Source organism: Caminicella sporogenes DSM 14501 (assembly GCF_900142285.1).
Taxonomy (GTDB): domain Bacteria; phylum Bacillota; class Clostridia; order Peptostreptococcales; family Caminicellaceae; genus Caminicella; species Caminicella sporogenes.
In genome coordinates this window covers 67,884-94,193 of the sequence record NZ_FRAJ01000012.1, presented here as the reverse complement: position 1 = coordinate 94,193, position 26,310 = coordinate 67,884, and the positions used below count along the sequence as shown (strand labels likewise).

Sequence of the window (26,310 nt, the reverse complement as noted above, 5' to 3'; positions counted from 1 at the left end):
TTAAATAGTTTTTAAAGATATTTTTTTCATTTCTCTTTTTACAAGTGAAGTAGTAATTATTGTTGATAAAATATCGGATATAGGGAAAGCAAGCCATATTCCATATAGACCTATAAAATGTGGCAATATGAGAACAATAGGAATAAAAAATAATAGTTGTCTTGACAATGATAATATTAGTGAAGGAACAGCTTTTCCGATAGATTGAAAAAAAGTTGCTCCTACTATTTGTATTCCTATTATTGGAAGCATAGAAATTACTATTCTAAGAGCTTTAGAGCCTTCAATTGCTAAATTGTCTTTTAATCCAAACAATTTCATTATTGATATAGGGAAAATTTGTGCAATTAGAGCTCCAAAAGATGCAAGAACAGTAGTTGTAATTATAGATAATTTAACTACTTCTTTAACTCTATCAATTTTTTTAGCACCATAGTTAAAGCCAGCTATAGGCTGCATACCTTGTACTGTACCAAATATTGGCATACATAAGAAGATTATAAATCTATTTATGATACCATATATAGTTATTGCTGCATCTGAACCGTATGTTTTTAAAGAATTATTGATTATAATTGCTAGTATACTTCCTGCTGTCTGTCTTGCAAAGGCTGAAGAACCTATTGAAAAAATTTCTTTTAAAATTTCCTTATTGGGTTTTAAGTGATGAAGTTTAACTTTTATAGAGCTTTTTCCGCTGTAAAGATATTTTAATATATATAAAAATGATACAAACTGCGAGATGATAGTAGCTAATGCAGCTCCTTTAATTCCTAATTTAAGTACAAAAATAAATATAGGGTCTAAAATAATATTTAAACCTGTACCTACAATCATTGTAAACATTGCAACTTTAGCATTTCCTTCGGCTCTTACAATATTATTAGAAGCAACTGCAAATGAATAAAATATGCTGCCGAGGAATATTACAGATAAATATGCTTTTGAATAAGGCAGAAGTTTTTCTGTAGCACCAAAGAATTTAAGCAAAGGGTCAATAAATATGAGTCCAAATATCATAGTTAAAGTAGAAAGTATTGTTATAGCTAAAAATGCATTTCCTGAAGCCATATCTGCTTTTTCAATATCTTTTGCTCCAAGACTCCTTGAAATTAAAGAAGCTGTTCCTATGCCTATCATTTGAGCAAAAGCCATTATTATCATTTGAATAGGGAGAGCTATTGTTAATCCTCCTATAGCTAAGGGACTAACGCCTCTGCCTACGAATATAGTATCAATTAAGTTGTAAAGTGCATTGACAATCATTCCGATAGTAGCTGGTAGCGACAGTTTGAATAATAATTTACTCATTTTTTCATTGCCTAACATGTGATTTCTTGTATTCATTTTCAATCACCTCAAAAAAAGAATTAAGTTATTTATAATTTTTCTTTATATAATTTGAAGCATTTTGTGACATTTTTTGTAAAAGTTTCAAAGCTAATTCTTTTTCTTCTTCAGTAAAATCTGATGATAAAATATCTGTCCACTTCTTTAAAACATTAAATATTTTAGATTTGATACTTAAAGCTTTTTCAGTTATATAAACTTTGTAGGCTCTTTTGTCATCAGGGTCTATTTGTCTTTTTATATAGCCTTCTTTTTCTAATTTTTTTAATGCTCTTGCAGTAGTACCTTTATCAATGTTAATTATTTTAGAAATATCTTCTTGATTAATACCGTCTTTTTTAAATAAAAGAACGAGAAATATAAATTGACCTGAACCTATATTATATGTTTTTAATTCTCTATCTATATAGCATTTAGCATATCTGTGCAGTATGGAAATCCACTTTCCAATAGAATTATCAAGACACCTCATTATAAAATCACTCCCGATAAATAAAAAAAGTTGCAAATGCAACTATATTATACATAAAATTTGTTGCGTTTGCAACTAAATTTTGATTTGTATTTTTAAATTTCAAAGCTTTCATTTAAATTAGGAATTATTGTATCGAGTTTAAAGTTTTCTTTTATAAGATTACTAAGATTTGCAGTTGAATCTTTTTCACCATGAACAATAAATGTTTTTTTAGGCATTTTATTAAAGTGGCCTATCCACTTAATTAAATCGTTCATGTCAGCGTGACCAGAAAAACTTTCTATTGAATAAATTTTAGCATTTACATTTATGTTTTCATCAAAAATTTTAACTGTTTTAGCTCCATTTTGAATTTCTCTTCCTAAAGTGCCTTCAGCTTGATAGCCGACAAATATGATACTTGAATTTTCTTTCCAGAGATTGTTTTTAAGATGATATTTTATTCGACCTGCTTCACACATACCGCTTGCAGAAATAATTATTTTGGGATTTGAATCGACATTTATTTTCTTTGATTCAATAATAGAGTGAGTAAATTTTAAATTTTTAAAATCTAGAGGGTCTTTTCCTCTTAAGATATAATTTCTAGTTTCTTCATCAAGATAATTGATGTGTTCTTTGAATATTTCAGTTGCAGATATAGCCAGTGGACTATCAATATAAATGGGGATATTTGAAAATATATTGGAATTTTCTTGACTTTCATTGTATTTATTGAGTTCATATATGATTTCTTGTGTTCTGCCGACAGCAAATGAAGGAATTATAACATTACCGTTTTCTTTTATAGTATTTAATATTATATTTACAAGTTTAGAAATTCTTTCACTGGCATTTTCATGGACTCTGTTGCCATAGGTTGATTCTATTATAAGGTAATCAGTTTCAGTAATGTAATTGGGATTTTTGAGAAGAGGTCTGTCTTTAGTACCCAAATCACCTGAAAAAACTAATTTTTTTTCAGTATTATTTTCTGTAATCCACAATTCTATTATGGCAGAACCAAGTAGATGACCTGCATCTTTCAATCTAAGTTTAATATCTCTATTAATATTTATTATTTCATCATATGGTATAGGATTAAAGTACTGCATACTTATTTCAGCATCTTCTACGGTGTATAGAGGGGAGATTTCTTCAAGACCGGCTTTTTTTCTTTTTTTATTTTCCAGTTCTGTTTCCATTTCATGTATATGACCGCTGTCTTTTAAGAGTATATCACATAAATCCACAGTTGGTCTTGTGCAGTATATTTTATTGTGAAAGCCTTCTTTTACTAGTTTTGGAATTCTACCGCTGTGGTCTAGATGAGCATGGGTAAGTATGAGAAAGTCAATTTCAGAAGGAGAAAAGTTAAATTCTTTAAAATTTAATTTTTCTATTTCTTTACTGCCTTGAAATTGTCCGCAGTCTATTAGAAATTTATATTTGTCAGTTGTTATAAGATAATTTGAACCTGTTACAGTATTTGCTGCACCTAAAAATGTTATTTTCATAAAATCACCTCAAATAATTTATATATTTTTTATACCCTTGTAAATATTATTCAAACTGATGGTTAAAATGTTAGTTTTGTTAAAAGGGTTTTGAATAACGATATAGAATAATTTAAAATATCTTAAAGAGATAAAGAGAGAGGGAGTGGTAGTGTGTATTTTGCAACTTACAAATATAAAGGTATAGAAGAAGTAGGTGTAGTATTAAAAGATAAAAATACAATAATACCTATGAGAGAAATATTTAAAAGTTTAGATAAAAAAACTCCAGCAACAATGTTGGAATTTATAGACTTAGCTGATGATGAATTGATAGATGATATAAAAAATGCTTTAGGAAAAAATACTTATGAAGAGATAGAAAAAGAAAAAGTAAAAATTTGTGCTCCAATACCTTATCCAAGGAGAAATTTGATTTGTCTTGGAAAAAATTATCTTGATCATGCTAAGGAAACTATAGGGCTTCCGGGAGGAAGTGATGAAATACCTAAATTTCCTATATATTTTTCTAAAATAGCTGACCCTGCTATTGGAGATGGAGATATAATAAAAAAACATTCAGAAATAACAGATAAGATAGATTATGAAGTAGAGCTTGCAGTAATTATAGGCAGAGATGGTATAAATATAAAAAGGGAAGAAGCAGAAAAATATATTTTCGGATATACGATTGTAAATGATATATCTGCAAGAAATATTCAGAGAAAGCATGGACAGTGGTTTAAAGGTAAAAGTTTAGATACTTTTTGTCCGATGGGACCTTACATAGCTCATAAAAGTATAATAGATTTTCCTGTGGAATTAGATATAATGTGCAAAATAAATGGAGAAGTTAGACAAAGTTCCAATACTAAGCATTTTATATTTGATATACCTTATATAATAAGTGATTTATCAAAGGGAATGAAGTTAAAAGCTGGAGATATTATTATAACAGGTACTCCTGCTGGTGTTGGATTAGGATTTAAACCTTTCAAGTTTTTAAAACCCGGAGATGTAATAGAATGCTATATAGAGAAAATAGGAACTTTGACAAATAAAATTGAAGAATAAATAGAAAAAAGCGAACCCTGAGGAGTTCGCTTTTGGTTTAACTATTTTACTTTTCATTTTTAATTTTTTCACAAAACCACTTCCGAATTTTCCATTTTTTGAGATTTTTAATTTTGAAATATATGTATATATTTCATTATATTACAGTTAGAATTATAACATCTATATGATGTATATTTTGTAGAAATTTGTAATATTTTTTTTAAATATTTGTAACCCTTTTTTTAATATTTTTTTGTATATTACAATTAATATTACCAATAAATATACAAAAATTATATACATCAATTACTGTAAAGGAAGATTTAAACGTGTTATAATGATTACTATAGGTATTTACTTGCAGAGTTTAAATTTTATATTGTTTTTATTTGGCTATAAAATTTTAGGAAGAGGTGGATTAATGGTTAAAAAAGGAATCGCAGTATTTTTAATAGTACTTGTATTTTTAAGTATTGCTTTAGCCGGTTGTAGTATAAAAACTACAGCTTCTATTGATGGACAAGAGAAAGATGAAAGTGTGACTGTAATTGATAGTGAAGAAAATAAGACTGAAGATGAAAAAGCTAAAGATGAAAAAGAACAAGATGATTTAGAAAAAAATAAACAAATTAGTGAAAAAAGTGAAAATATTGTATATATAAGTGCAAGTAAATTAAATGTTAGAGCAGAGGGAAGTAAAGATGCAAAAATTATAGGAAGTGTAGTAAAAGGATTACCTGTTAAAGTATTAGATAAACTTACTAATGAAGCAGGTGAAGTTACTTGGTATAAAATTGAATTTGAGAATGAAAAATTCAACAATGAAGGATGGATTTCTGCTAAATATACTGTTGCAGATAGAATGGAACTTTTAGGTGAGGCCTACAGAGACCTTGATTTGTCGCCACAAGCAAAGGTAGAAGAATATGAAGGAAATCCAAGAGTGAAAGTTAAGGGTGTATATGTAACTATTCATTCAGCTTCTAACAGTAGATTAGACAAGCTTATTGAAATGGCTAAGGAAACAGACATAAATGCATTTGTAATAGATGTTAAGGACGATAATGGAAATGTATTATTTCCTACTAAGACAGCTGAAAAATTTGGAACAACAGCAAATAATAAAGCACCTATAAAAAATATAGAAGCCTTTATGAAGAAATTAAAGGAAAACAATATTTATGCTATAGCAAGAATAGTTTCATTTAAAGACCCTAAATATGCTAGAGCTTATCCAGATAAGGCTATAACTTATAAAAAGAGTGGTAAACCATTTACAAACAGGGATGGCATAATATGGGTTTCTCCACATGATAGAAATTTATGGGAGTATAATATAAGTATAGCTAAAGAAGCTGCAGAAGTTGGGTTTAATGAAATTCAATTTGACTACGTTAGATTTCCTGCTTCAAATGGGGGTAAAATGGATAAGTATTTAGATTATAAAAATACTTTGGGAGAGTCAAAGCCACTGACTATACAGAGGTATTTAAAATATGCAAGAGAGGAGCTTTCACCTTTAAAAGTATATATTTCTGCTGATATATATGGTTTAGTTGGTTCAGTTGCCGATGACATGGGAATAGGTCAGTATTGGGAAGCGATAAGCAATATAGTTGATTATGTGTGTCCTATGATGTACCCAAGTCATTATGGAAATGGAGTATATGGACTTTCAGTTCCAGATGCTTATCCGTATGAAACTATAGACCGTGGAATAAAAGATGCACTTATGAGAAATAAAAATATTGAAACGCCAGCTATAATAAGACCTTGGATTCAGGATTTTACTGCAACATGGGTTAAGGGACATGTTAAATATGGTATAAAAGAGGTAAAGGCTCAAATTAGAGCATTGGAAGATAATGGAGTAAGTGAGTTTTTATTATGGAATCCTGCGAATAGATATACAGAAGGAGCGTTAAAATAGCCTGAAATTTATCTCAGGCTATTTTGGTGCATATTTGTGCTTGACACTATTATTTTTATGTGATAGCATATTAAAAAGGAAAAACTAAATATACCTTTAAACAGGTCCCGTGAGGCCAGTAAGGTGAGATGAAGAGGAAATTTTTTTAGGGTTAAATGCATAAATATTCAAATTGCATATTAAATATACAGACTCTTATGTCTTGCGGGCGGAAATTATTCATATAGAATAAGTTCTGTCTTTTTTAATATATAACATATTTTTTACTCCTCTGGTGACCTGTTTATTAATCAAATCATGTATAAAATTTCTTTTTGTTTTCCCGGTAGCTTTTATTATTGTCATGCTTTGAATGACTAAATTTATAAGGAGGAGTTTCATGAGAGGTTATTTGCTGTTTGAAGATGGAACTAAGTTTGAGGGCGAAATTTTTGGGTATCAGAGTGAATCAGTTGGGGAAGTTGTATTTAATACAGGTATGACAGGGTATCAAGAAATACTTACTGACCCTTCATATTATGGACAAATTGTAGTGATGACTTATCCTCTTATCGGAAATTATGGAGTTAATAGTGAAGATTTACAGTCCTCTAGTCCTAAAGTAAAAGGTTTTATTGTAAGAGAAATTTATGATGATTTTTCTAATTGGCGTGGAGAGGAAAATTTAAAACAATATCTTGTAAGAAATAAAATAGTTGGATTAAAAAATATAGATACACGAGCTTTAACAAAATTTATAAGAGAAAGAGGTTCAATGGCTGGAAAAATAGTGATAAATAGAGATTATGAAAAAGAAGATATTCTGCAAATAAAGCAGTTTAAAAATAATAAAGCAGTAGAAAAAGTAACGACAAAAGAAATATACAATTTAAAACCAAAAACTTATAAAGTTGCAGTATTGGATTTTGGGGTAAAGAAAAATATATTAAATTCTCTTTTAAAGAGAAATATGGAACTTATAATTTATCCAGCCTTTACTCCAGCAGAAAAAATTCTTGAGGATAATCCTGATGGAATATTTTTATCTAATGGACCCGGAGACCCTGCAGAGCTAACCGAGATAATAGAAAACATTAAAAAACTTATAGGTAAAAAGCCTATGTTTGGTATATGCTTAGGACACCAATTAATTTCTTTAGCACTTGGATTTAAAACTATAAAACTTAAATATGGACATAGGGGAACTAATCATCCTGTAAAAGATTTAGTAAAAAATAAAATATATATAACTTCTCAAAATCATGGATATGTAGTAGAAGAAAGCAGCTTAAATGAAGAAGTAATTATAACTCATGTTAATTTAAATGATGGAAGTATTGAAGGATTAAGACATAAAACAATGCCTCTTTTTAGTGTACAGTTTCATCCGGAAGCTTCGCCAGGACCTCATGATACGGCATATTTATTTGATGAGTTTAAACTTATGATACAGAGGGAGGAATTATAATGCCATTGATAAAAAATATAAGAAAGATTTTAGTTATAGGTTCTGGACCGATAATAATAGGACAAGCAGCTGAATTTGACTATTCTGGAACACAAGCTTGTAAAGTTCTTAAAGATGAAGGTCTTGAAGTTGTACTTGTAAATAGCAATCCTGCCACTATAATGACTGATAAAGAGATTGCAGATGCTGTATATATAGAGCCTTTAACTTTAAAAGCATTAGAAAAGATAATAGATAAAGAAAGACCTGATAGTATTATAGCTGGAATGGGAGGACAAAATGCTTTAAATCTAACAGTAGAATTATGGAATAGAGGAATACTTCAAAAATATAATATAAATTTGTTGGGTACAGATATAAATTCTATTGAGAAAGCTGAAGATAGAGAAAAATTCAAGCAGCTTATGGAAAAAATAGGTCAGCCTGTAATAGAAAGTCAGATAGTAAATAGTATTGATGAGGCAGTAAAATGCAGTCAAAAAATAGGATTTCCACTAGTAGTAAGACCTGCTTATACATTAGGTGGAAGTGGAGGAGGAATAGCTAACAATTTAGAAGAGCTTAAGGAAATAGTTTCACAAGGTTTAAAATATAGTATGGTAAATCAAGTATTACTTGAAAAAAGTGTAAAAGGTTGGAAAGAAATAGAGTACGAAATGATAAGAGATAATAAAGGTAATACTATAACAGTGTGCAATATGGAAAATATTGATCCTGTCGGAGTTCATACAGGAGATAGTATAGTGGTAGCGCCTTCTCAAACATTAAGTGATAAAGAATATCAAATGCTTAGAGATGCTTCAATAAAGATAGTAGAAGCCTTAGAAATAAGAGGTGGATGTAATGTACAGTTTGCGCTTGACCCTAAGAGTTTTAAATATTATGTCATTGAGGTTAATCCAAGGGTAAGTCGTTCATCAGCTTTAGCTTCGAAGGCCACTGGGTATCCTATAGCTAAAGTAGCGACTAAAATAGCTATAGGGTACAATCTTGATGAAATAAGGAATGATGTTACAGGAAAGACATTTGCATGTTTTGAACCAACGCTGGATTATTGTGTAGTCAAAATACCAAAATGGCCCTTTGACAAATTTGATATGGGAGATAGGATTTTAGGAACAAAAATGATGGCTACGGGAGAGGTAATGGCTATAGGAAATAATTTCGAAAGTGCTTTATTAAAAGGTATAAGGTCATTAGAAATAGGGCAATACAATTTAGATAAAAAATATTTAAAAGATTTAAGTTTAGATGAGCTGAAGGAAAAAGCAAAGCTAGGAGATGATGAACGATTATTTATTGTGGCTGAGCTTTTAAGAAGAAATGTAAAAGTAGAGGAGATATGTTTGTTAACGGGCATAGATAAATTTTATATTGATAAGATAAAAGGTATAGTAGATTTAGAAAAAAGCATAAGAGGAAAAAATATTAATGAAATAGACAAGGAAAAATTACTTTTCCTTAAGAAAAAGGGCTTTTCAGATAAAGGTATAGCAAAACTTACAAATTCTAGTCCGAAGGATATATATTATTTGAGAAAAAAATATAATATAAATCCAGTATATAAGATGGTTGATACATGTGGTGGAGAGTTTGAAGCGGTATCTCCATATTATTATTCTACTTATGATTATGTAGATGAAGTAGAAGTTTCTTCTAAAAAGAAAATAGTTGTTATAGGTTCAGGACCAATTAGAATAGGACAGGGAATAGAGTTTGATTATTGCTGTGTTCATGGAGTATTAGCATTGAAAGAAGAAGATATAGAGTCTATAATAATAAACAATAATCCTGAAACTGTAAGTACAGATTTTGATACTGCCGATAAACTTTATTTTGAACCTCTTACAGAGGAAGATGTTTTAAATGTGATTGAAAAAGAGAAACCTTACGGAGTAATACTGCAATATGGCGGTCAGACATCTATAAAACTGGCTAAATTTTTAGAAGAAATGGGAGTTAATATTTTAGGAACTACTGCAGAGAATATTGATAAATCAGAGGATAGAAAAAAGTTTGATAAACTTTTAGAAAGTCTTGGTATAAAAAGACCTAAGGGCAAGGGGGTATTTAGTGTAGAAGAAGGTTGCAGGATTGCAAAGGAGCTTGGGTATCCTGTACTTATCAGACCGAGTTATGTACTTGGCGGTATGGGAATGGAGATAGTATATAATGAATGGGAACTTGAAAAATATTTAATAAGTGCCTTTGATAGAGATAATGATAATCCAGTTCTTATAGATAAATATTTAATGGGGATAGAAATTGAAGTAGATGCTATATGTGATGGAGAAAATATATTGATTCCCGGAATTATGGAACATTTAGAGAGAACGGGAGTACATTCTGGAGATAGCATATCTATATATCCAGCTCAAAATATTGATAAAGAAATAGAAAAAATTATTTTCGATTATACTTTTAAGATAGCAAGAGCATTGGAAATAAAAGGACTTGTAAATATTCAGTATATATTGCAGGATAAGAATTTATATGTTATTGAAGTTAATCCTAGAGCTTCTAGAACAGTTCCATATATTAGTAAAGTTACAGGTATACCTATGGTAAAACTTGCAACAAAAATTATGATTGGAAAAAGTTTGAAAGATTTAGGTTATAAAACAAGGTTGTGGCAGTCGAAAAAAGTGATAGCAGTAAAAGTTCCTGTATTTTCAATGGAGAAACTGCCAAATACTGAAGTTGCTTTAGGTCCTGAAATGAAATCTACTGGAGAAGTGTTAGGCGTTGCAAATGATTTATATACTGCATTATACAAAGGTATGATTGCAGCTGGTATAAACATACCTAAGAATGGGCGAGTATTAGCAAGTATAGCTGATGCATTTAAAAAAGAATTTTTACCTTTAGCAAAATCATTATATGAACTTGATTTTGAGATATATGCAACAGAAGGTACAAAAAATTTCTTAAAAGAAAATGGAATTGAAGCAGTAAAAGTAAGTAAAATAGGTGAACGTGGAAAAGGGGTATTGGATATTATAGAGGAAGGAAAAGTAGATTTAGTAGTAAATATACCTACTAAAGGAAGAAATTCGAGAACTGATGGTTTTAAGATAAGAAGGACAGCAGTAGAAAGAAAAGTATGCTGTATGACTTCAATTGATACTTTGTCAGCACTAATTAATATTATAAAAAGGAATATAAGTGATTTTGAGGTTATTGACATATGTAAAATATAAAGAGAGGGGATATTATATGAATACAAGTGAAAAAGTTGCAAAAATGCTTCTTGAAATTAAAGCAGTATCAGTTAGAAGTACAGATAATCTATTTACATGGGCATCTGGTATAAAGTCGCCTATTTATTGTGATAATAGATTAACTATGAGCTATCCAAAAGTAAGAGATACTATAGCTCAGGCTTTTAAAGAGATAATAGAAACAGAATTTTCAGAGGTAAATATTATTGCAGGAACAGCAACAGCAGGGATACCTCATGCAGCATGGACATCACAAAAAATGAACTTGCCTATGGTGTATGTAAGAAGTTCTGCAAAAGGGCATGGAAAGCAAAATCAAATAGAAGGAAAACTTGAAAAAGGACAAAAGGTAGTTGTTATAGAAGATTTGCTGTCTACAGGGGGAAGTTCTATGAGAGCTGTTAAAGCTTTGAGAGAAGCAGGAGCAGAAGTTTTATGTGTATTAGCTATATTTACTTATAATTTTAAGGCTTTAAATGAGTTATTTCAAAAAGAAGATGTTAAATATAGAACAATTACAAGCTATGATGTATTATTGCCTATAGCAGTAGATATGGGATATATAAAAAAAGAAGAAATGGATTTACTAAGGAAATGGAGCGAAAATCCATATATATTTTCTTAATTACAGAATTTTATTTAATATTAATATATGAAAAATTTAATTAAAAATTTGCAAAGCGTCAGCAGACGCTTTGATTTTTTGTATAAAGAAAATCACATACATAATAAATATAAAAGCCTACATTTTAGCTAGGTTTATTAAGTGTATCCAAAAACAAGTAGTTTCTTACCTTTCCATTAAAATAGGCTCAAACTTAATAATAGAGTGGCATTACAAGGAATTCCACTTCCAACTATTGACAAAGAACCTTTTTTATTAATATAATGTGTAATAAACTGGAATGTAATTGAAAAATTATAACTTGATATAAGTATAATAATATAGAAAAAGGAGTAAGATTTATGTTCAAATTTTTTTCATTTCTAAAATTTAAACATTCAAACTCATTTAAAGAAATTCTAATTATTTTCCTATCCACTTTTATTGCATCTTTTTTATTTATATATTTTAATGTGAAAGATGGATATATATTTTCTACAATTATAGCTTTTTTTGTCAATATAGTAATTAAATTATATCACTTTTACATTAGATAAAAAGTATGTTCTATCATTACTCCTATGTTTTTTATATTTATGTGTCATTTCAATTTTTGTGCAATTTTTACCATTTGTTGCAATTGTATCAAAGTCATTGTCTAATGTTTCCATATAGTTTTCTACAATATTTTGTGCAGTTAATGTATTTTCATTATTTTTTATAATTTTTTAATCGAGAAAATTTAACCGGTTAATTCCCTCTCACTATATATAAGAACTTTTTATACCCAAAATGTGAATGTGTAATTTTAGATTTAAAAAAATTTTGATGATTTCTTGGAAACAGATAAATTAGTTATATTTAGGAATCTTTTTTTGATATATAATTTTTTATATGTTTAACATCTTTGATATAGCTTATATAGAAGATGATTTTAAAAATCATCTTTTTTATTTCATCTTAGCCTATCGGTTAAAGAGTTAATTTGTTTTGTTTACAAAAGTTCTAAAGCTAAAATACCTTTAAAAGATATATTTAAAGCTTTTAAAATTGATTCTTGATTTTTTTAAAATTTTATTATTCTTTGAATGGGATATTTATATCCTAATATATGGATAATTTATCCTTAATAGTTTTTATTATCCGCAAATACTAATTTAACTTTTAAAATCGTATAAATTAAAATAAAAATTAAGAGTTTAAAACTAAAAGTTTTTCAGAAAGACTTGAAGAATTGGTTCTAAAACTTGTAACATGAAGCTAACAGTTTAATTTGTAGCAAACAAATGTAAATGTGAAAGGGCGTTTTTAAAATGATGGGGAAGACTCATTTTAAAATAGGTATATTATATTATTTATTAATGAGTTTTTTAACTGGCAAAATATTAATATCATTTTATCATATGAAAATAGATGTTTTAGCTCTTTTAGCAGCAGGTATAGGAGCAGTATTTCCAGATGCAGATTCAGACCACAGTATGGTAAATACTAAAAATCCATTATTTAAAGCATCTAAAAAGACTATAAATTATTTTAATAGATTAATAAAAAAAGTGATTGGATTTTTCTTTTTTATAGTACCTGCCGTATTGATTATTTTATACATGTATAAAAATAAAGTATATTTAAAAGAACTTGTTATTTTGGAAATTATTTTATTATTTTTGTCTTTTAATAGTATAAAAGTTGGGAAATATATACCTTTACTTTCATCAATATACAGGAAAATAGATAATAAATCATTAAAGATAAAAAAAATTTTTATGATGAGTATATATATATGTATGTCATTGTCTATAATATATTTTAGTAGGGGTAGAATTATAGGTGTTATTTGGGGTGCTATTTTTATGATAATAGCAGTGTTTCCTCATAGAACTTTTCTTCATGCTCCTGAAGGTTTAATTTTATCTGTTATAGGGGTCAAATATTTGGCTGATATATTAAATGTAAGTTATATAACGCTTCCTTTTGCTATAGGATATTTTTCACATTTGTATTTAGGTGATGTATTTACAAGTAGTGGAGTACCTGTTTCAAGTTTACCAGTTATTTTGAAAAAGATGGGACTGCATGAAAGATTAAAAAAATATACATTGTATAAAAATTTATATAAAATATTAAATATTAGACTTAAAATTCCTATAATAAAAACTGGAAGCACTTTGGGAAATGTTTTTGAATGGTTATATGTATTAGTATTATTTATTTTAATAATTTCAATTTATAGTAAGTATTAAATTTTTGTGACTGTGGATATGAGGTTGTGAAATTATAATAATTTGAAAGGAGCTTTTTTTATTGGCAAGGAAAAAGAAATTGAGAAAAGCTAAGGAAATGGCTGTAACGTACTTTTTTTTAATACCATTTATATACTACAGTATATTATGTATATTGTACTATGTAGATGCAAATTATTTAAAAGAATTTGATTTTTTCATATTTACAATTTATCCAATATTTTTTGAATTATATTTGTTTAGGATTAGAAATAGAATAGTTCAAAAAAGTAAAAATGAATTTATAAGATTAATAGTTACTGTTTTATTTGTAGTAATACTATTTTTTATACTTTATTTGATGATTCATCTTATAATTGGATGTAAGTATAGTATTTCAAAAGCAGTATATAGTTTTGCTTTGCCTTTTATAATGTTTACTATATTTTTTATAGATTTTTATGTTTTAAAGGGATTTGGAAAGAAAAAGAGAAAGAAGAGAAAAAAAGAAGCTTAAATGAAAATGTGATAAGAAATAGTGCCAAGAGGCACTATTTCTATTCTTGAGGAAGGATTTTATTTAAAATGATACCTATTATGGCTGCTAGTGCCATTCCTTCTAAAGTGAAGTTTATCATGCCTATTTTTATTGGTAGAGAAGCTCCACCTAATCCTAGTACGAGTATTACAGCAGATACTATTAGATTTCTTGATTTTCCAAAATCTATTTTATGTTCTATTAAAGATTTTGCACCGATTGAGGCAATCATACCAAATAGTACTATGGATATACCTCCAACTACTGCAGTTGGGATTGTTTTTATTATAGCTCCAATTTTTGGCATTATTCCTAACATTATTGCAAATCCAGCTGCTATTCTCACTATTGAAGGGTCGTAAACTTTTGTAAGAGCTAAAACTCCAGTGTTTTCAGAATAAGTAGTATTTGCTGGACCACCAAACATTGCTGAAACAGCAGTTGCAAGACCGTCACCGATTAAAGTTCTATGAAGTCCCGGCTCTTTAACAAAATCTTTATTTACAGTAGTTCCTATTGCAAGTACATCTCCTACATGTTCTATCATTGTTGCTACGGCTACAGGAGCTATCATCATTACTGTTTTTAAACTGAATTTTGCTATTGTAAAGTTAGGTATTGCAATAAAATTTTTTGCTTGTGCAACTGGTGTAAAATCAACATTTCCTGTTAATAAGGCAACTATATATCCACCTGTTAAACCTACTAGTACTGGGAGAACTTTTAAGAAACCTCTTCCATAGATGCTTACTGCAGTTACTATTCCAAAACTTACTATAGCTAACAACCAATTGCTTGAAGCCATATTAATAGCTACTGGAGCAAGTTTTAGTCCGATAACCATTATGATTGGACCAGTTACTATGGGTGGGAAAAAACTGATTATTTTTTCTACTCCAAATATTCCTATAAGACCTGCCATAACCAAATATACAAGTCCTGCTACTACTAAACCACCTTGTGCATGCTGCATATCTGACATTTCAGCTACTGCTAATATTGGAGCAATGAAAGCAAATGATGAACCAAGGAAAGCAGGTACTTTTCCCTTAGTTATGAGGTGAAAAAGGAGAGTTCCTATTCCAGCCATAAAAAGTGCAATAGATATATCCATTCCAGTTATTAATGGAACTAATACTGTAGCTCCAAACATTGTAAATGTATGTTGAAGTCCTAATATGATTTTCTTTTGGATTGGTATTTCTTTGGGGTTTGCAGATAAATCTCTGGTAAGAGGCAGAGTTTCATTTTTTATCATTTTAAAATCTCCTTTCTTAATTTATAATTCGTATTTAGTTATTTCTTCACAGTAAAGGCATTTGTATTCTAAATTTTCTTTAGATATTAGTTTAAAAGAAGGTTTTGCATAGATGTCTGAGTTTGTTATACATCTAGGATTTTTGCATTTTATAAGTGATTTGATATTTGTAGGTATAGATACCTTTTCTTTTTTATAAAGTTTACCATTTTTAATATAGTTGATAGTGATATTTTCATCTATAAGTCCAAGTAAATTTAAATCAACATCTAGAGTATTTTCTATTTTAATTATATCTTTTCTACCTAATGCTTTACTTTCTACATTCATAAGCAGAACGACTGGATTTTCAGACTCATGAAGTAGTAGTTTGTTAAATATTTTAAGTCCATTACCAGATTTGATGTGGTCTATGACAATACCATTTTCTATTTGTTTTACTTCTAACATTTATTCCACCTCCAAAAGTTTCATTATCAGTGCCATTCTTACGAAAAGGCCCATTTTAGCCTGATTAAAGTAGATAGCTCTCTTATCTTCGTCTACTTCGTAAGCTATTTCATTAACTCTTGGCAGTGGATGCATTATTATCATATCTTTTTTAGCATTTTTAATCTTATCTTTAGTAAGTATATAGCTATCTTTTAATTTAAGATAATCTTCTTCATTGAAGAAGCGTTCTCTTTGAATTCTAGTCATATATAATATATCTAAATCTTCGATGACTTCTTCTATTTTTCTAACTTCTATTATTTCTAAATCGTAGTTTTCTTTTAAGTATCTTTTTAATGAATTTGGCAGCATAAGTTCTTCTGGAGAGATGAGTACAAACTTTTTAGTATTAAATCTTGCCATTGTTTTTATTAAAGAATGTACAGTTCTTCCGTATTTTAAGTCGCCACATAAACCTATGACATGATTTTCTAAAGAACCTTTATACTTTTGGATTGTAAGAAGGTCGGTAAGTGTTTGAGTTGGATGAAGATGTCCGCCATCTCCTGCATTTATTATTGGAATGTTTGTGTATTCTGCAGCTAGTTTAGGAGCTCCTTCCTTTGGGTGTCTCATTACAGCTATATCGGCATAGAAAGACATGACTCTAATAGTGTCGGCAACGCTTTCGCCTTTTGAAACAGAACTTGTATTTGCATCGCTAAAGCCTATGATATTTCCACCAAGTCTTAACATTGCAGATTCAAAACTAAACTTTGTTCTAGTACTTGGTTCATAAAATAGAGTTGCTAAAATTTTTCCATGGCATTTATTTGAATATTTTTCTGGTGATAAAGATATTTTTTCTCCTAAGTCTACTATTTCTTTAATTTCCTTAGTACTATAATCTTGAAGTCCAATTAAATGTTTTAAATTTTTTTTCATTTTCATTCCTCCTTGCTGATCTCACAGGATCAATTTAAAGGTAAATTTTATTAAAAAAACCTTCTTTACCCTGAGGATAAAGAAGGTTGATTAACTAAGCATTGTATAACTTTTCAGATATTACTGCATATAGAATATCCGCTTTATACAGTTATTTCGACCTTATTAACCTCACGGGGTTAATTTAAAGGTAAAGCGTATTTACTTTTCTAAATAAGGTTATCATATAAAAGATTATATGTCAATGAAATATTTTTTGGGTAGGAACATAAAGAAACGGTTTTCGAGAGCTTATCAATAAGATAAATAGAAATATTAACAGGTATTAGTCTTTGAGTAATGAAAAAAGGTTATAGCACAAAATTATTTATAGATTTTAACTAATTTGTGTTTTTCTTATATGTAAGAAGTTTATACAAGCAAATAATAGTTGCAATACCTAAAAATATAAGTATTCTTACGTTAAACAAATGGATATTCCATTCCTTGGGTGTATATTGGACAGGAATATCAGAAGTTATGATCATATAGTAAAAAAATGTCCAGAAACCAAAAGTTAGAAAACAGAATAGTAAAATAGATAAAAGAACTATTAAAAATTTTTTCAACTTGAGATTCTCCTTTTATAGCATAAAGTAGTTTTTTTAAAATTGTCCTTGACAAGGGTACATTTTAGAAGTCAATAAGGTTTTTTTATTTATAAGATTTATTAATAGATTTATCAATCAAATTATTAACATACTTATAATTAAATTTAGAATCTATAATTTTATAGTATCCCCTGCGAAAACCTGGTTTTTTAGATGAAATATAAAGAATAGTTAGGTTATCTAACCATATTTCATTAATAATTAAGAAATAATGATTTGGTGGACCAAATTCGAAAACATAGGAATAATATATATCAATTTCATGGTTGTAAATTTCATCTTTATGCTTCTTTTCTTTTAAAGGTATTAATTTTAAATTTCTAAAATATTCAAAAACAAGAGCGTTATCATCCAAATTATGATTGATTTTAGATGATACTGTGTCTTTAGAACTATTTATATCGAATTTACAACCAATTGGAACTGTAGAAAATTCAACTAAAGGGTTATAAGGAATTTTATAGTATATGTAATTTTCATATAAATAAAATGATAAAAGAAAAAATATTAATACGAGAGCCGAATATTTAAATTTTTTCATATTTATTCCTTTCTATATTATAACAAAATCTATAAATTTATATTTGTTACTTATTAACCAAGTCAAAAATATATTTCAATTATATTTATTATACAATAAATAACCAGATTTTGTAAATAATATAGATAAAATTATTAAAGAGTAATATATAATGAAATATATATATTGTATATAGGACACTTATGATAAATTTGACATGATATTAAAATTGTGATAGTATGTGTTAAAAATGAATATTAAGCCTTTAAATTGGTCCAGAGAGGCCGGTAAGGTAGATGGTTTTAGGTTTTAAATAGGTGAGCTGTGCCTGTCGATAGGTAAATTATACCTTCTGCTTCTCTAGCAGAAGGTTTTATTTTTGCTATGAAATGGAAATTTTTAAGAATTAGTATTAAAAATTAGAATTAAAAAAACTTTAGAGGAATGACCCCAAAGTATTAAACAAGGAACTTGCAACTTATAGACTTGTTTGGAGGTGAAAGTTTGGAGATTTTAATAAAAAATGGAAGAGTGATTGACCCTAAAAATAATATCAATGAAAAACTAGATATTGTCATAAAAGATGGCATTATAAGTAGAATAGGAAAAAATTTAAAGGAAGAAGGGAGAAATATAATAAATGCTGATAAAATGATTGCAACACCGGGTTTTATAGATATACATGTACATTTAAGAGAACCGGGTTTTGAATATAAAGAAACTATAGAAACTGGAACTATGGCGGCAGCAGCAGGAGGATTTACTACTGTTGCGTGTATGCCTAATACTAAACCAGTTGTACATTCAAAAGAAATTGTGAAATATATAAAGGAAAAATCTAAAAGAACAGGATATGTAAATGTATTAATTATTGGCAGTATAACTAAGGGATTAGAAGGAAAGAGTATTTCAGATATTAATGAAATGGTAGAGGAAGGTATAGTTGCTATTTCTGATGATGGAAAGACGCCTATGGATAATGAAATAATGATAAAGGCCTTCAAAGAGGCAAAGAAGTATAACATACCTTTAATATCTCATTGTGAAGAACATAATCTTTCTAATGGAGGTAGTATAAATTTAGGAAGAGCAAGTGAAAGAACGGGAATAAAGGGAATACCTTCAGCAGCAGAATATCTTATTGTAAAGAGAGATATTGAGCTGTGTGAAGCTACTTTATCTAAGCTACATGTAGCCCATGTAAGTACTAAAGAATCCGTTGAACTCATAAGGAGAGGAAAGCTTAAAGGATTAAATCTCACCTGTGAAGTAGCACCCCATCATTTTATCCTTACCGATGATATTATTTCTCTAAAGGACACATATACAAAAGTCAATCCCCCACTTAGAACTAGCAAAGATGTTGAAGCTATTATAGAAGGAATATTTGATGGAACTATAGATATAATTGCCACTGACCATGCACCACATGATGAAGATAGTAAAAAAGTAGAGTATTCAAGGGCAGCTTTTGGCATTAGTGGACTGGAAACTGCATTTTCCTTAAGTTATACGGAACTTGTGTTAAATAGAAATTTGCCAATTGATAGGCTTGTGGAAATGCTTACAGTTAAGCCTGCTGAAATAATTGGAATAGATAAGGGAAGTATAGAAATAGGTGAAAGTGCAGATATAACTATTGTAGATTTAAATAGAGAATATACTATTGATTCAAGACAATTTTATTCTAAGGGGAAAAATACACCGTTTAACGGTAGAAAAGTTAAGGGGAAAGTTATTTATACAATAGTAGGTGGGAAAGTCATATATGAGAAAGGAGAGATAAGATGTTTATAGATTATTTAATTGAAAGTATAAAGAAAAAAAAGAGTCCAGTCGTTGTAGGATTAGACCCAAGATTAGAGCTTATTCCAGATTGTGTAAAGAAGAAGTATTATGATAAATATGGAAAAACTTTCAAAGCTGCTAGTGAAGCAATACTGGAATTTAATAAAGTTATTATTGATAATGTCTATGATATAGTACCGGCTGTAAAACCGCAAATAGCATTTTATGAACAATATGGTATTGAGGGACTTGATGCATATATAAAAACTTGTAAATATGCTTCAAGTAAGGGACTCTTGATAATAGGAGATGTTAAAAGAGGAGATATAGGAAGTACTTCCAAGGCTTATTCAAGTGCATATATAGGAAAATCTGATATAGAAGGTGAAAAGCTTGAAGCATTTCCAGCAGATGCGGTTACAGTAAATCCATATCTTGGTGATGACTGTTTAAAAGAATTTATTGAAGATGTAGAAAAATACAGTAAAGGGATTTTTGTATTGGTTAAGACATCAAATCCATCATCAAGTCAAATACAAAATTTAATGTCTGGTGATAAAAAAATATACGAAATAGTAGCATTAATGGTTGACGGGTGGAGCAGTAATTATGTTGGAGAATATGGTTATTCTTCAATTGGAGCAGTAGTTGGTGCAACATATCCTGAAGAAGCTAAGATGTTGAGAAAATTAATGCCTAATTCATATTTTTTAGTACCTGGATATGGAGCACAAGGAGGTACTGCTGAAGATGTAGTAAATAGCTTCAATGATGATGGACTTGGAGCTGTAGTTAATTCATCTAGAGCAATACTTTATGCATATAAAAGAGAAAAAGATGAACTAGTTGAAAACTATGGTGCAGCAGCTAGAAAAGAAGCAATGAAAATGAGAGATGCTATAAATAAAACTTTGGAAAAACATGGTAAGAAGTATTGGTAAGGAGGGCTTATTTTGAAGAGAGATTTATTATGCAAAGTAATTGAAAAAGTTAAGATAAATGAAAATATATATAAACTTACTATTGAAAAACCAAATTATAATAAAAATATTAAAGCAGGTCAATTTTTTAATTTTAAGTGCGGAGAAGGAGATTATCCACTGCTTAGAAGACCGATAAGTGTAGCTTTAGTTAAGAAAGACAGTATAGATTTTTATATAAATAAAGTCGGTAAAGGGACAAATGCTTTATGTGAGAAGAAAGAAGGCGACTATATTGATATATTAGGACCACTTGGAAATGGATTTGATTTAGATATAAAGGGGAAGAATATAGTGATTATAGGTGGAGGGATAGGAGTTGCACCTCTTTTAGAATTGACAAAACAGTTGTCAGATATGCATGTAAACATAGATGTAATGCTTGGCTTTAAAAAAGAAGCATTTATAGTAGATGAGTTCAAAAAATATACAGGAAGTGTATCTATTACTCTTGAAAATGGTAGTGAAGTAAACAAGGGATATGTTACGGACCTTCTTAAAGAAAGGATTAAAAGTAAAAAGTATGATTATATATTTACATGTGGACCAAAGCCTATGCTCAAAGAAGTCAAAAGAATAGGGGAAGAAGAAAATATAAAAACTCAATTATTGATGGAAGAAAGAATGGCATGTGGTATAGGAGCTTGTTTAGTGTGCACATGCAAAGTTAAAAGAGGAAAAGATGATTGGAATTATGTCAGAACATGTAAAGAAGGACCTGTTTTTTATGGAGATGAGGTGATTTTTGATGAGTAATATAAATATGTCTGTTGATTTGAATGGTTTAAAGCTAAAAAATCCTGTTACAGTAGCATCGGGAACTTTTGGATTTGGGAGAGAATTTGCAGATTATATTGATTTAAATAAAATAGGGGCTATATCTGTAAAAGGTTTGACGCTTGAAGAAAGAAAAGGCAATCCTACTCCAAGAGTAGCTGAAACGCCAATGGGTATGCTTAATAGTGTAGGGCTTCAAAATCCGGGGGTAGAATATTTTATTAAGTATGAACTTCCTTTTTTAAAACAGTTTGATACAAAAATAATTGCTAATATAAATGGAAATACAATTGAGGAATACTGTAAAATAGCAAATATACTTTCAAAAACTTCTGTAAATTCATTGGAATTAAATATTTCTTGTCCTAATGTTAAAAAGGGTGGAGTTTCTTTTGGGAGAGAACCAGAAATGGTATATGAAATAACAAAGAAAGTGAGAGAATATTGCAGTAAACATTTAATTGTAAAGCTTAGTCCAAATGTAAAGGATATTAGAGAAATTGCAAAGGCAGCTGAAGAAGGAGGAGCAGATTGTATTTCTCTTATTAATACTTTAATAGGAATGGCAGTTGATATAGAAAAAGAAACTACGATTTTAGCAAGGGGTATAGGAGGACTATCTGGACCTGCAATAAAACCTGTAGCTGTAAGAATGGTTTATGAAGTTTATAATACAGTAAGTATTCCTATAATAGGAATGGGTGGAATAATGAATTATAAAGATGCAGTAGAATTTTTTCTTGTAGGAGCTAGTGCAATATCTATAGGAACTGGCAATTTAATAAATCCCTATATAACTATGGAAATTTTAAATGGTATAGAGAATCATTTAAAAACTAAAAATTATACTTCAGTTAAAGATATAGTGGGAAAAATTAAAATACCGAGTGCATAGGGTTTATATACACTCGGTTTTATTATTTATTTATCTATTGCATCTCCTCTTTGAGTAGATACTTTTCTTCCTATTATTTTTATATAATTTTCTATTTCTTTTCTTTCTTCTTCTATAGTTTTTTCTTTTATATTTGGATTAGGATATATCTCATATAATTTTCTATATTTATAAGGTTCAACTTTACGCATTATGACATTAGCACCTGTATAAAAAGCATTTTCTCTATCTTTTACATTAGTTACTTCAAGTGACGTAGTTGTTGGTAAATGAGGTCTTTTTAAAAGAATTCTTGTAATGGCAAGTGCTTTAAGAGTTAATTTGCTGTCACCTATAGGATAGCTTTTTAGTTTTGTAGCAGGATGTGGAATAAAAGGACCTATACCTGCCATGTCGACATCTAATTCTTTTAAAAGCAAAATATCTTTTGCAATAGTATTTAATGTCTGACCGGGGAGCCCAATCATAAAACCGCTTCCTGTTTGATATTTAAGCTTTTTAAGCCATTTAAGACATTTTATTCTGTTTTTAAATGTAGAATGTGGATGAAGAGAATTATAAAGTTTTTCATCTGATGTTTCATGTTTTAGAAGAAATCTGTCTGCACCGTCAATTTTCCACTGTTTATAATCATCAAAATCTCTTTCGCCAATACTTAATGTGATAGCAATATTTCCAAGTTTTTTAATTTCTTTAATTATATATGATATTTTTTCTCTAGTGTACCATGTATCTTCACCAGATTGAAGTACTATAGTTTTATATCCAGCTTTATAGGCTTTTTTAGCATATTCTATTATTTCATCAAGGTTCATTCTGTATCTTTTTAAATGTAAATTTTGTCTATTTATACCGCAATATAGACAATCACATCTGCAGTAATTTGAAAATTCAATAATAGCTCTTAGGTGGATTTCATCACCACAGTATTTTTTTCTTATCTTATCTGCTTGTTCAAATAAATAACTATCCTGTTGAGAGATGAGTATTTTAACAATATCTTCAATACTTGCCTCGGATTTTTCTATAATTTTATCAATAATTTTTCTTGTATCCATATACCCTCCTGTAAATTTAAAATATTTTGAAATTTATGTAAATATAGAGATGAAATTTTTATTGTAATTATTTATATTTATTTTATCTAAAAAATATTTTGCTTGCAAATTTCTTTAAAAGAAGCTTTAATAAAATGTATAGCTCACTAGTTATTGACATATGTTTAAAAAGTTGTTATGTTTAAAATAATGAATTGGATTATGGAGGGGTAATAGTGAAGATTTATCTTGATTGTATACCGTGTTTTTTTAGACAAATATTAGAAGCTGCAAGAATGAATACAAATGATGAAAAATTACAAAAAAAGATACTAATGGAAGCAGTAAAAATAGTTGCAAATATTGATAATTATAAAACCTCACCAGAAATAGGGAGAGATATGCATAAACTAGTTAAGAAAATTGTGGGAATAGAAGACTCATATAAAAGTCTTAAAAAAAGGTGTATAGAAAAAGCTGATAAATTGTATCCGGATATGAAAAGGTTTTTATATAAACAAAATGACAGATTGTATACTGCTTTGAAGATTTCTGTAGTTGGTAATATTATGGATGCTGCCATATATGGTGAAAAGAGTTTAGAGGAGAATTTTTTGAAAGAATTTTATAAAGAGTTTAAAATCTGTGAAATTGAGAAATTAAGAGAAAAATTAAATAAGGCAAGTAAAATATTAATTATAGGAGATAATGCAGGAGAAACAGTTTTTGATAGAATTTTAGTTGAAGAATTATCTCAATTTGAAGTTATTTATGCTGTTAGAAGTAAACCCATTATTAATGATGTAACAATTGAAGAAGCTTATGATTCTAAGCTCGATTATGGTGCAAAAATTGTTTCAACAGGTTGTGATGCACCCGGAGTTGTATTAGATGAGTGTAGTGAAGAATTTAAAAAGATATATAATAGTGCTGATGTTATTATAAGTAAAGGACAGGGAAATTATGAAACGCTTTCAGATGAAGGAAGGGGTATATTCTTTTTATTAAAAGCAAAATGTCCTGTTGTAGCCAAAGATATTGGGGTTAATGTAAATGATTATGTGATGTTTCAAAAGTAAGTGGAAAATACGTATAAAATTTCACTAAATTTGACATTAAAGACAAATTATTATAAAATATAATTGCTGAATAAAAATTCAGAATATTTAGTTTTTATATATACATATTTTCAAGCTGAAAGATTGATAAAGGGGGTTGATAGCTATTTTAAGGAAAATAGGAATAATAACTGATGTGTCAAGGGAAACTGTAAGAAAGAGTATTGAATCTAAACATGAAGATGAGCAAAAAAATTCAACTCTTAACAGTGTGAAGGAAGTTTTAGAAAAGAAATATGAAGTAGAAATTTATAAAGCAGATGAAAGTTTAATGCTAAAACTTAAGGAAAACAGACCGGATTTAGTATTTAATTTAAGTTCAGGAATAGTTGGAGAAAGCAGACAATCGCAAGTTCCTGCTATTTTAGAAATGTTACAAATACCTTATACAGGTTCGGGAATTTTAACTCATTCTTTAGCTCTTCACAAAGGAATTGCTAAAAAAATATTCATGCAAAATCAAGTACCAACTCCTAGATTTCAATTATTTAAAAGTTTTGAACAACCTTTAGATAAAAATTTAAAATTTCCTTTGATAGTAAAGCCTTCTATGGAAGGTTCTGGTATAGGAGTGCATAAAGATAGTTTGGTTTATAATGAAGAGGAATTTTATAAAGTTTTAAAGAATAGATTAGAGCTGTATGAGCAATCTATTTTAGTTGAAGAGTTTATTGAAGGAAGAGAGTTTACGGTAGGTATACTTGGTAATGAACCAGATATAATGGTTTTACCTATAATGGAAATTAGTTTTGATAGAGTCCCAGAAGATTTAGGGAAATTTTATACTTTTGAAACTAAAACTAAAATGGGTCATTTAACAGATTATATTTGTCCGGCTAAAGTATCAGTCGAATTAGAAGAGAAAATTAAGAGTGTGGCACTAAGAGCTTATAAAGCGTTAGAATGTAGAGATATTTCTAGAGTAGATGTAAGAGTAAGAGAAGATAAACCTTATGTGCTTGAGATAAATACTCTTCCCGGGCTTAAAAAGGGCTATAGTGACCTTCCCAAAATGGCTGAAATAGCTGGTTTAAAATATGATAAACTTATTGATGTTATAATAAAATCTGCTGCTAAAAGATATGGACTTATATAATTGATTGAAGAAATAGTTTTTTATTTTATAAAATAGTGGCAAACAGAAATTGTTGCAAATAAAATTAAAAGTAAAGAAAACCTTTATAATTTTGAAATATTGACACTTCAGATGAATGTTTATATAATTTATCTTAGACTAAAATTTTCTTTTCTCATTGTATATTTAGTTTATCATTTGTTTACTTCCATGTTTTTTATCTACATTAATCTTTTCTTATCATAAGATTAAAAACTTGCCGGTTTTATATAATCACATATAGCTAAAGTCTTACCAAAAAATAACAATTTATTTTAGATATTTTATCATAAAAAAGATATTTATTTGATTTTGATATAAAAAATTAATTTTATTTATTTAATTTGAAATATATTTGAAATATAAGAGAATGTGGATAGATATGTTTATTTATATTGTAATTTTCAGTATATTACGTGTTAAGAATGAGCATATAATTTGTAATATATTTCAAATTATTCCTAAACATAGAAAGAGCGAG

Annotated in this window: 22 protein-coding genes; 13 read left to right on the top strand and 9 right to left on the bottom strand. The window is 28.6% G+C overall.

Features of this window, described 5'->3' with window-relative positions; genetic code table 11:
• The 3 genes from BUA90_RS08095 to BUA90_RS08085 form a co-directional block, all read right to left on the bottom strand.
• Window positions 1–1,347 (bottom strand): MATE family efflux transporter, encoded by a 1,347-nt coding sequence (locus BUA90_RS08095; protein ID WP_072967447.1) that lies wholly within the window; start codon window positions 1,345–1,347, stop codon window positions 1–3.
• Window positions 1,348–1,375: 28 nt separating this feature from the next.
• Window positions 1,376–1,822 carry a MarR family winged helix-turn-helix transcriptional regulator gene (locus BUA90_RS08090; RefSeq protein ID WP_072967444.1) on the bottom strand — a complete coding sequence of 149 codons (447 nt, stop codon included), beginning with the start codon at window positions 1,820–1,822 and terminating at the stop codon, window positions 1,376–1,378.
• Between the two features lie 95 nt (window positions 1,823–1,917).
• Window positions 1,918–3,321 (bottom strand): MBL fold metallo-hydrolase RNA specificity domain-containing protein, encoded by a 1,404-nt coding sequence (locus tag BUA90_RS08085; RefSeq protein WP_072967442.1) that lies wholly within the window; start codon window positions 3,319–3,321, stop codon window positions 1,918–1,920.
• A gap of 153 nt (window positions 3,322–3,474) precedes the next feature.
• Here BUA90_RS08085 and BUA90_RS08080 point away from each other — a divergent pair, with 153 nt between their 5' ends.
• The 5 genes from BUA90_RS08080 to pyrE all read left to right on the top strand — a co-directional run bounded on the left by BUA90_RS08080 (window position 3,475) and on the right by pyrE (window position 11,579).
• Complete coding sequence (locus BUA90_RS08080; RefSeq protein WP_072967441.1) at window positions 3,475–4,374, top strand: fumarylacetoacetate hydrolase family protein; 900 nt, start codon at window positions 3,475–3,477, stop codon at window positions 4,372–4,374.
• A 403-nt stretch (window positions 4,375–4,777) separates the two neighbouring features.
• Window positions 4,778–6,286, top strand: a complete 1,509-nt coding sequence (locus BUA90_RS08075) for a putative glycoside hydrolase (RefSeq protein WP_094756812.1) — start codon at window positions 4,778–4,780, stop codon at window positions 6,284–6,286.
• A gap of 379 nt (window positions 6,287–6,665) precedes the next feature.
• Window positions 6,666–7,733 carry a carbamoyl phosphate synthase small subunit gene (locus BUA90_RS08070; RefSeq protein WP_072967440.1) on the top strand — a complete coding sequence of 356 codons (1,068 nt, stop codon included), beginning with the start codon at window positions 6,666–6,668 and terminating at the stop codon, window positions 7,731–7,733.
• Window positions 7,733–10,933, top strand: a complete 3,201-nt coding sequence (gene carB, locus BUA90_RS08065) for a carbamoyl-phosphate synthase large subunit (RefSeq protein WP_072967439.1) — start codon at window positions 7,733–7,735, stop codon at window positions 10,931–10,933. Before BUA90_RS08070 ends, carB begins: the two co-directional genes overlap by 1 nt.
• 16 nt (window positions 10,934–10,949) lie before the next feature.
• Window positions 10,950–11,579, top strand: coding sequence for an orotate phosphoribosyltransferase (pyrE, locus tag BUA90_RS08060; protein ID WP_072967438.1), 630 nt, complete (start codon window positions 10,950–10,952; stop codon window positions 11,577–11,579).
• A gap of 512 nt (window positions 11,580–12,091) precedes the next feature.
• On the opposite strand, the gene BUA90_RS12390 is transcribed toward pyrE, so the two are convergent.
• Entirely contained in the window at window positions 12,092–12,229 is a 138-nt protein-coding gene (locus tag BUA90_RS12390; RefSeq protein WP_159430011.1) for a hypothetical protein, read from the bottom strand.
• Between the two features lie 642 nt (window positions 12,230–12,871).
• Here BUA90_RS12390 and BUA90_RS08050 point away from each other — a divergent pair.
• Window positions 12,872–13,798: a metal-dependent hydrolase gene (locus BUA90_RS08050; protein ID WP_072967435.1), complete on the top strand. Its 927-nt coding sequence runs from the start codon at window positions 12,872–12,874 to the stop codon at window positions 13,796–13,798.
• A gap of 61 nt (window positions 13,799–13,859) precedes the next feature.
• Window positions 13,860–14,294 carry a hypothetical protein gene (locus BUA90_RS08045; protein ID WP_072967434.1) on the top strand — a complete coding sequence of 145 codons (435 nt, stop codon included), beginning with the start codon at window positions 13,860–13,862 and terminating at the stop codon, window positions 14,292–14,294.
• A 40-nt stretch (window positions 14,295–14,334) separates the two neighbouring features.
• On the opposite strand, the gene BUA90_RS08040 is transcribed toward BUA90_RS08045, so the two are convergent.
• From BUA90_RS08040 to BUA90_RS08020, 4 genes are all read right to left on the bottom strand, one after another.
• The gene (locus tag BUA90_RS08040) at window positions 14,335–15,573 is read right to left on the bottom strand and encodes a uracil-xanthine permease family protein (RefSeq protein ID WP_072967432.1); all 1,239 of its coding nucleotides are present in this window, start codon (window positions 15,571–15,573) and stop codon (window positions 14,335–14,337) included.
• 21 nt (window positions 15,574–15,594) lie between these two features.
• On the bottom strand, window positions 15,595–16,023 hold the full coding sequence (locus tag BUA90_RS08035) for an aspartate carbamoyltransferase regulatory subunit (RefSeq protein ID WP_072967431.1): 429 nt from the start codon (window positions 16,021–16,023) through the stop codon (window positions 15,595–15,597).
• On the bottom strand, window positions 16,024–16,950 hold the full coding sequence (pyrB, locus tag BUA90_RS08030; RefSeq protein WP_072967429.1) for an aspartate carbamoyltransferase: 927 nt from the start codon (window positions 16,948–16,950) through the stop codon (window positions 16,024–16,026).
• A gap of 693 nt (window positions 16,951–17,643) precedes the next feature.
• Window positions 17,644–18,141 carry a hypothetical protein gene (locus BUA90_RS08020; RefSeq protein WP_072967425.1) on the bottom strand — a complete coding sequence of 166 codons (498 nt, stop codon included), beginning with the start codon at window positions 18,139–18,141 and terminating at the stop codon, window positions 17,644–17,646.
• 483 nt (window positions 18,142–18,624) lie between these two features.
• Between BUA90_RS08020 and BUA90_RS08015 the strand changes: the two genes are divergently transcribed.
• From BUA90_RS08015 to BUA90_RS08000, 4 genes are read left to right on the top strand one after another with little or no spacing between them, the layout of a single operon-like run.
• Window positions 18,625–19,917, top strand: coding sequence for a dihydroorotase (locus tag BUA90_RS08015; RefSeq protein ID WP_072967423.1), 1,293 nt, complete (start codon window positions 18,625–18,627; stop codon window positions 19,915–19,917).
• A complete protein-coding gene (gene pyrF / locus BUA90_RS08010; protein ID WP_072967421.1) occupies window positions 19,908–20,849 on the top strand; it encodes an orotidine-5'-phosphate decarboxylase in 942 nt (313 codons plus the stop codon). The genes BUA90_RS08015 and pyrF overlap by 10 nt, the downstream gene beginning before the upstream one ends.
• A 12-nt stretch (window positions 20,850–20,861) precedes the next feature.
• Complete coding sequence (locus BUA90_RS08005; protein ID WP_159430010.1) at window positions 20,862–21,644, top strand: dihydroorotate dehydrogenase electron transfer subunit; 783 nt, start codon at window positions 20,862–20,864, stop codon at window positions 21,642–21,644.
• On the top strand, window positions 21,637–22,560 hold the full coding sequence (locus BUA90_RS08000) for a dihydroorotate dehydrogenase (RefSeq protein ID WP_072967419.1): 924 nt from the start codon (window positions 21,637–21,639) through the stop codon (window positions 22,558–22,560). The genes BUA90_RS08005 and BUA90_RS08000 overlap by 8 nt, the downstream gene beginning before the upstream one ends.
• Window positions 22,561–22,586: 26 nt before the next feature.
• Here the strand turns inward: BUA90_RS08000 and hydE are convergent, their stop codons facing one another.
• Window positions 22,587–23,618, bottom strand: a complete 1,032-nt coding sequence (gene hydE, locus BUA90_RS07995; RefSeq protein WP_072967417.1) for a [FeFe] hydrogenase H-cluster radical SAM maturase HydE — start codon at window positions 23,616–23,618, stop codon at window positions 22,587–22,589.
• A 215-nt stretch (window positions 23,619–23,833) separates the two neighbouring features.
• On the opposite strand from hydE, the gene BUA90_RS07990 reads away from it, so the two are divergent.
• Window positions 23,834–24,676 carry a damage-control phosphatase ARMT1 family protein gene (locus tag BUA90_RS07990; protein WP_072967415.1) on the top strand — a complete coding sequence of 281 codons (843 nt, stop codon included), beginning with the start codon at window positions 23,834–23,836 and terminating at the stop codon, window positions 24,674–24,676.
• A 136-nt stretch (window positions 24,677–24,812) separates the two neighbouring features.
• A complete protein-coding gene (locus BUA90_RS07985; protein WP_094756806.1) occupies window positions 24,813–25,811 on the top strand; it encodes a D-alanine--D-alanine ligase family protein in 999 nt (332 codons plus the stop codon).
• Window positions 25,812–26,310: the final 499 nt, after the last annotated feature.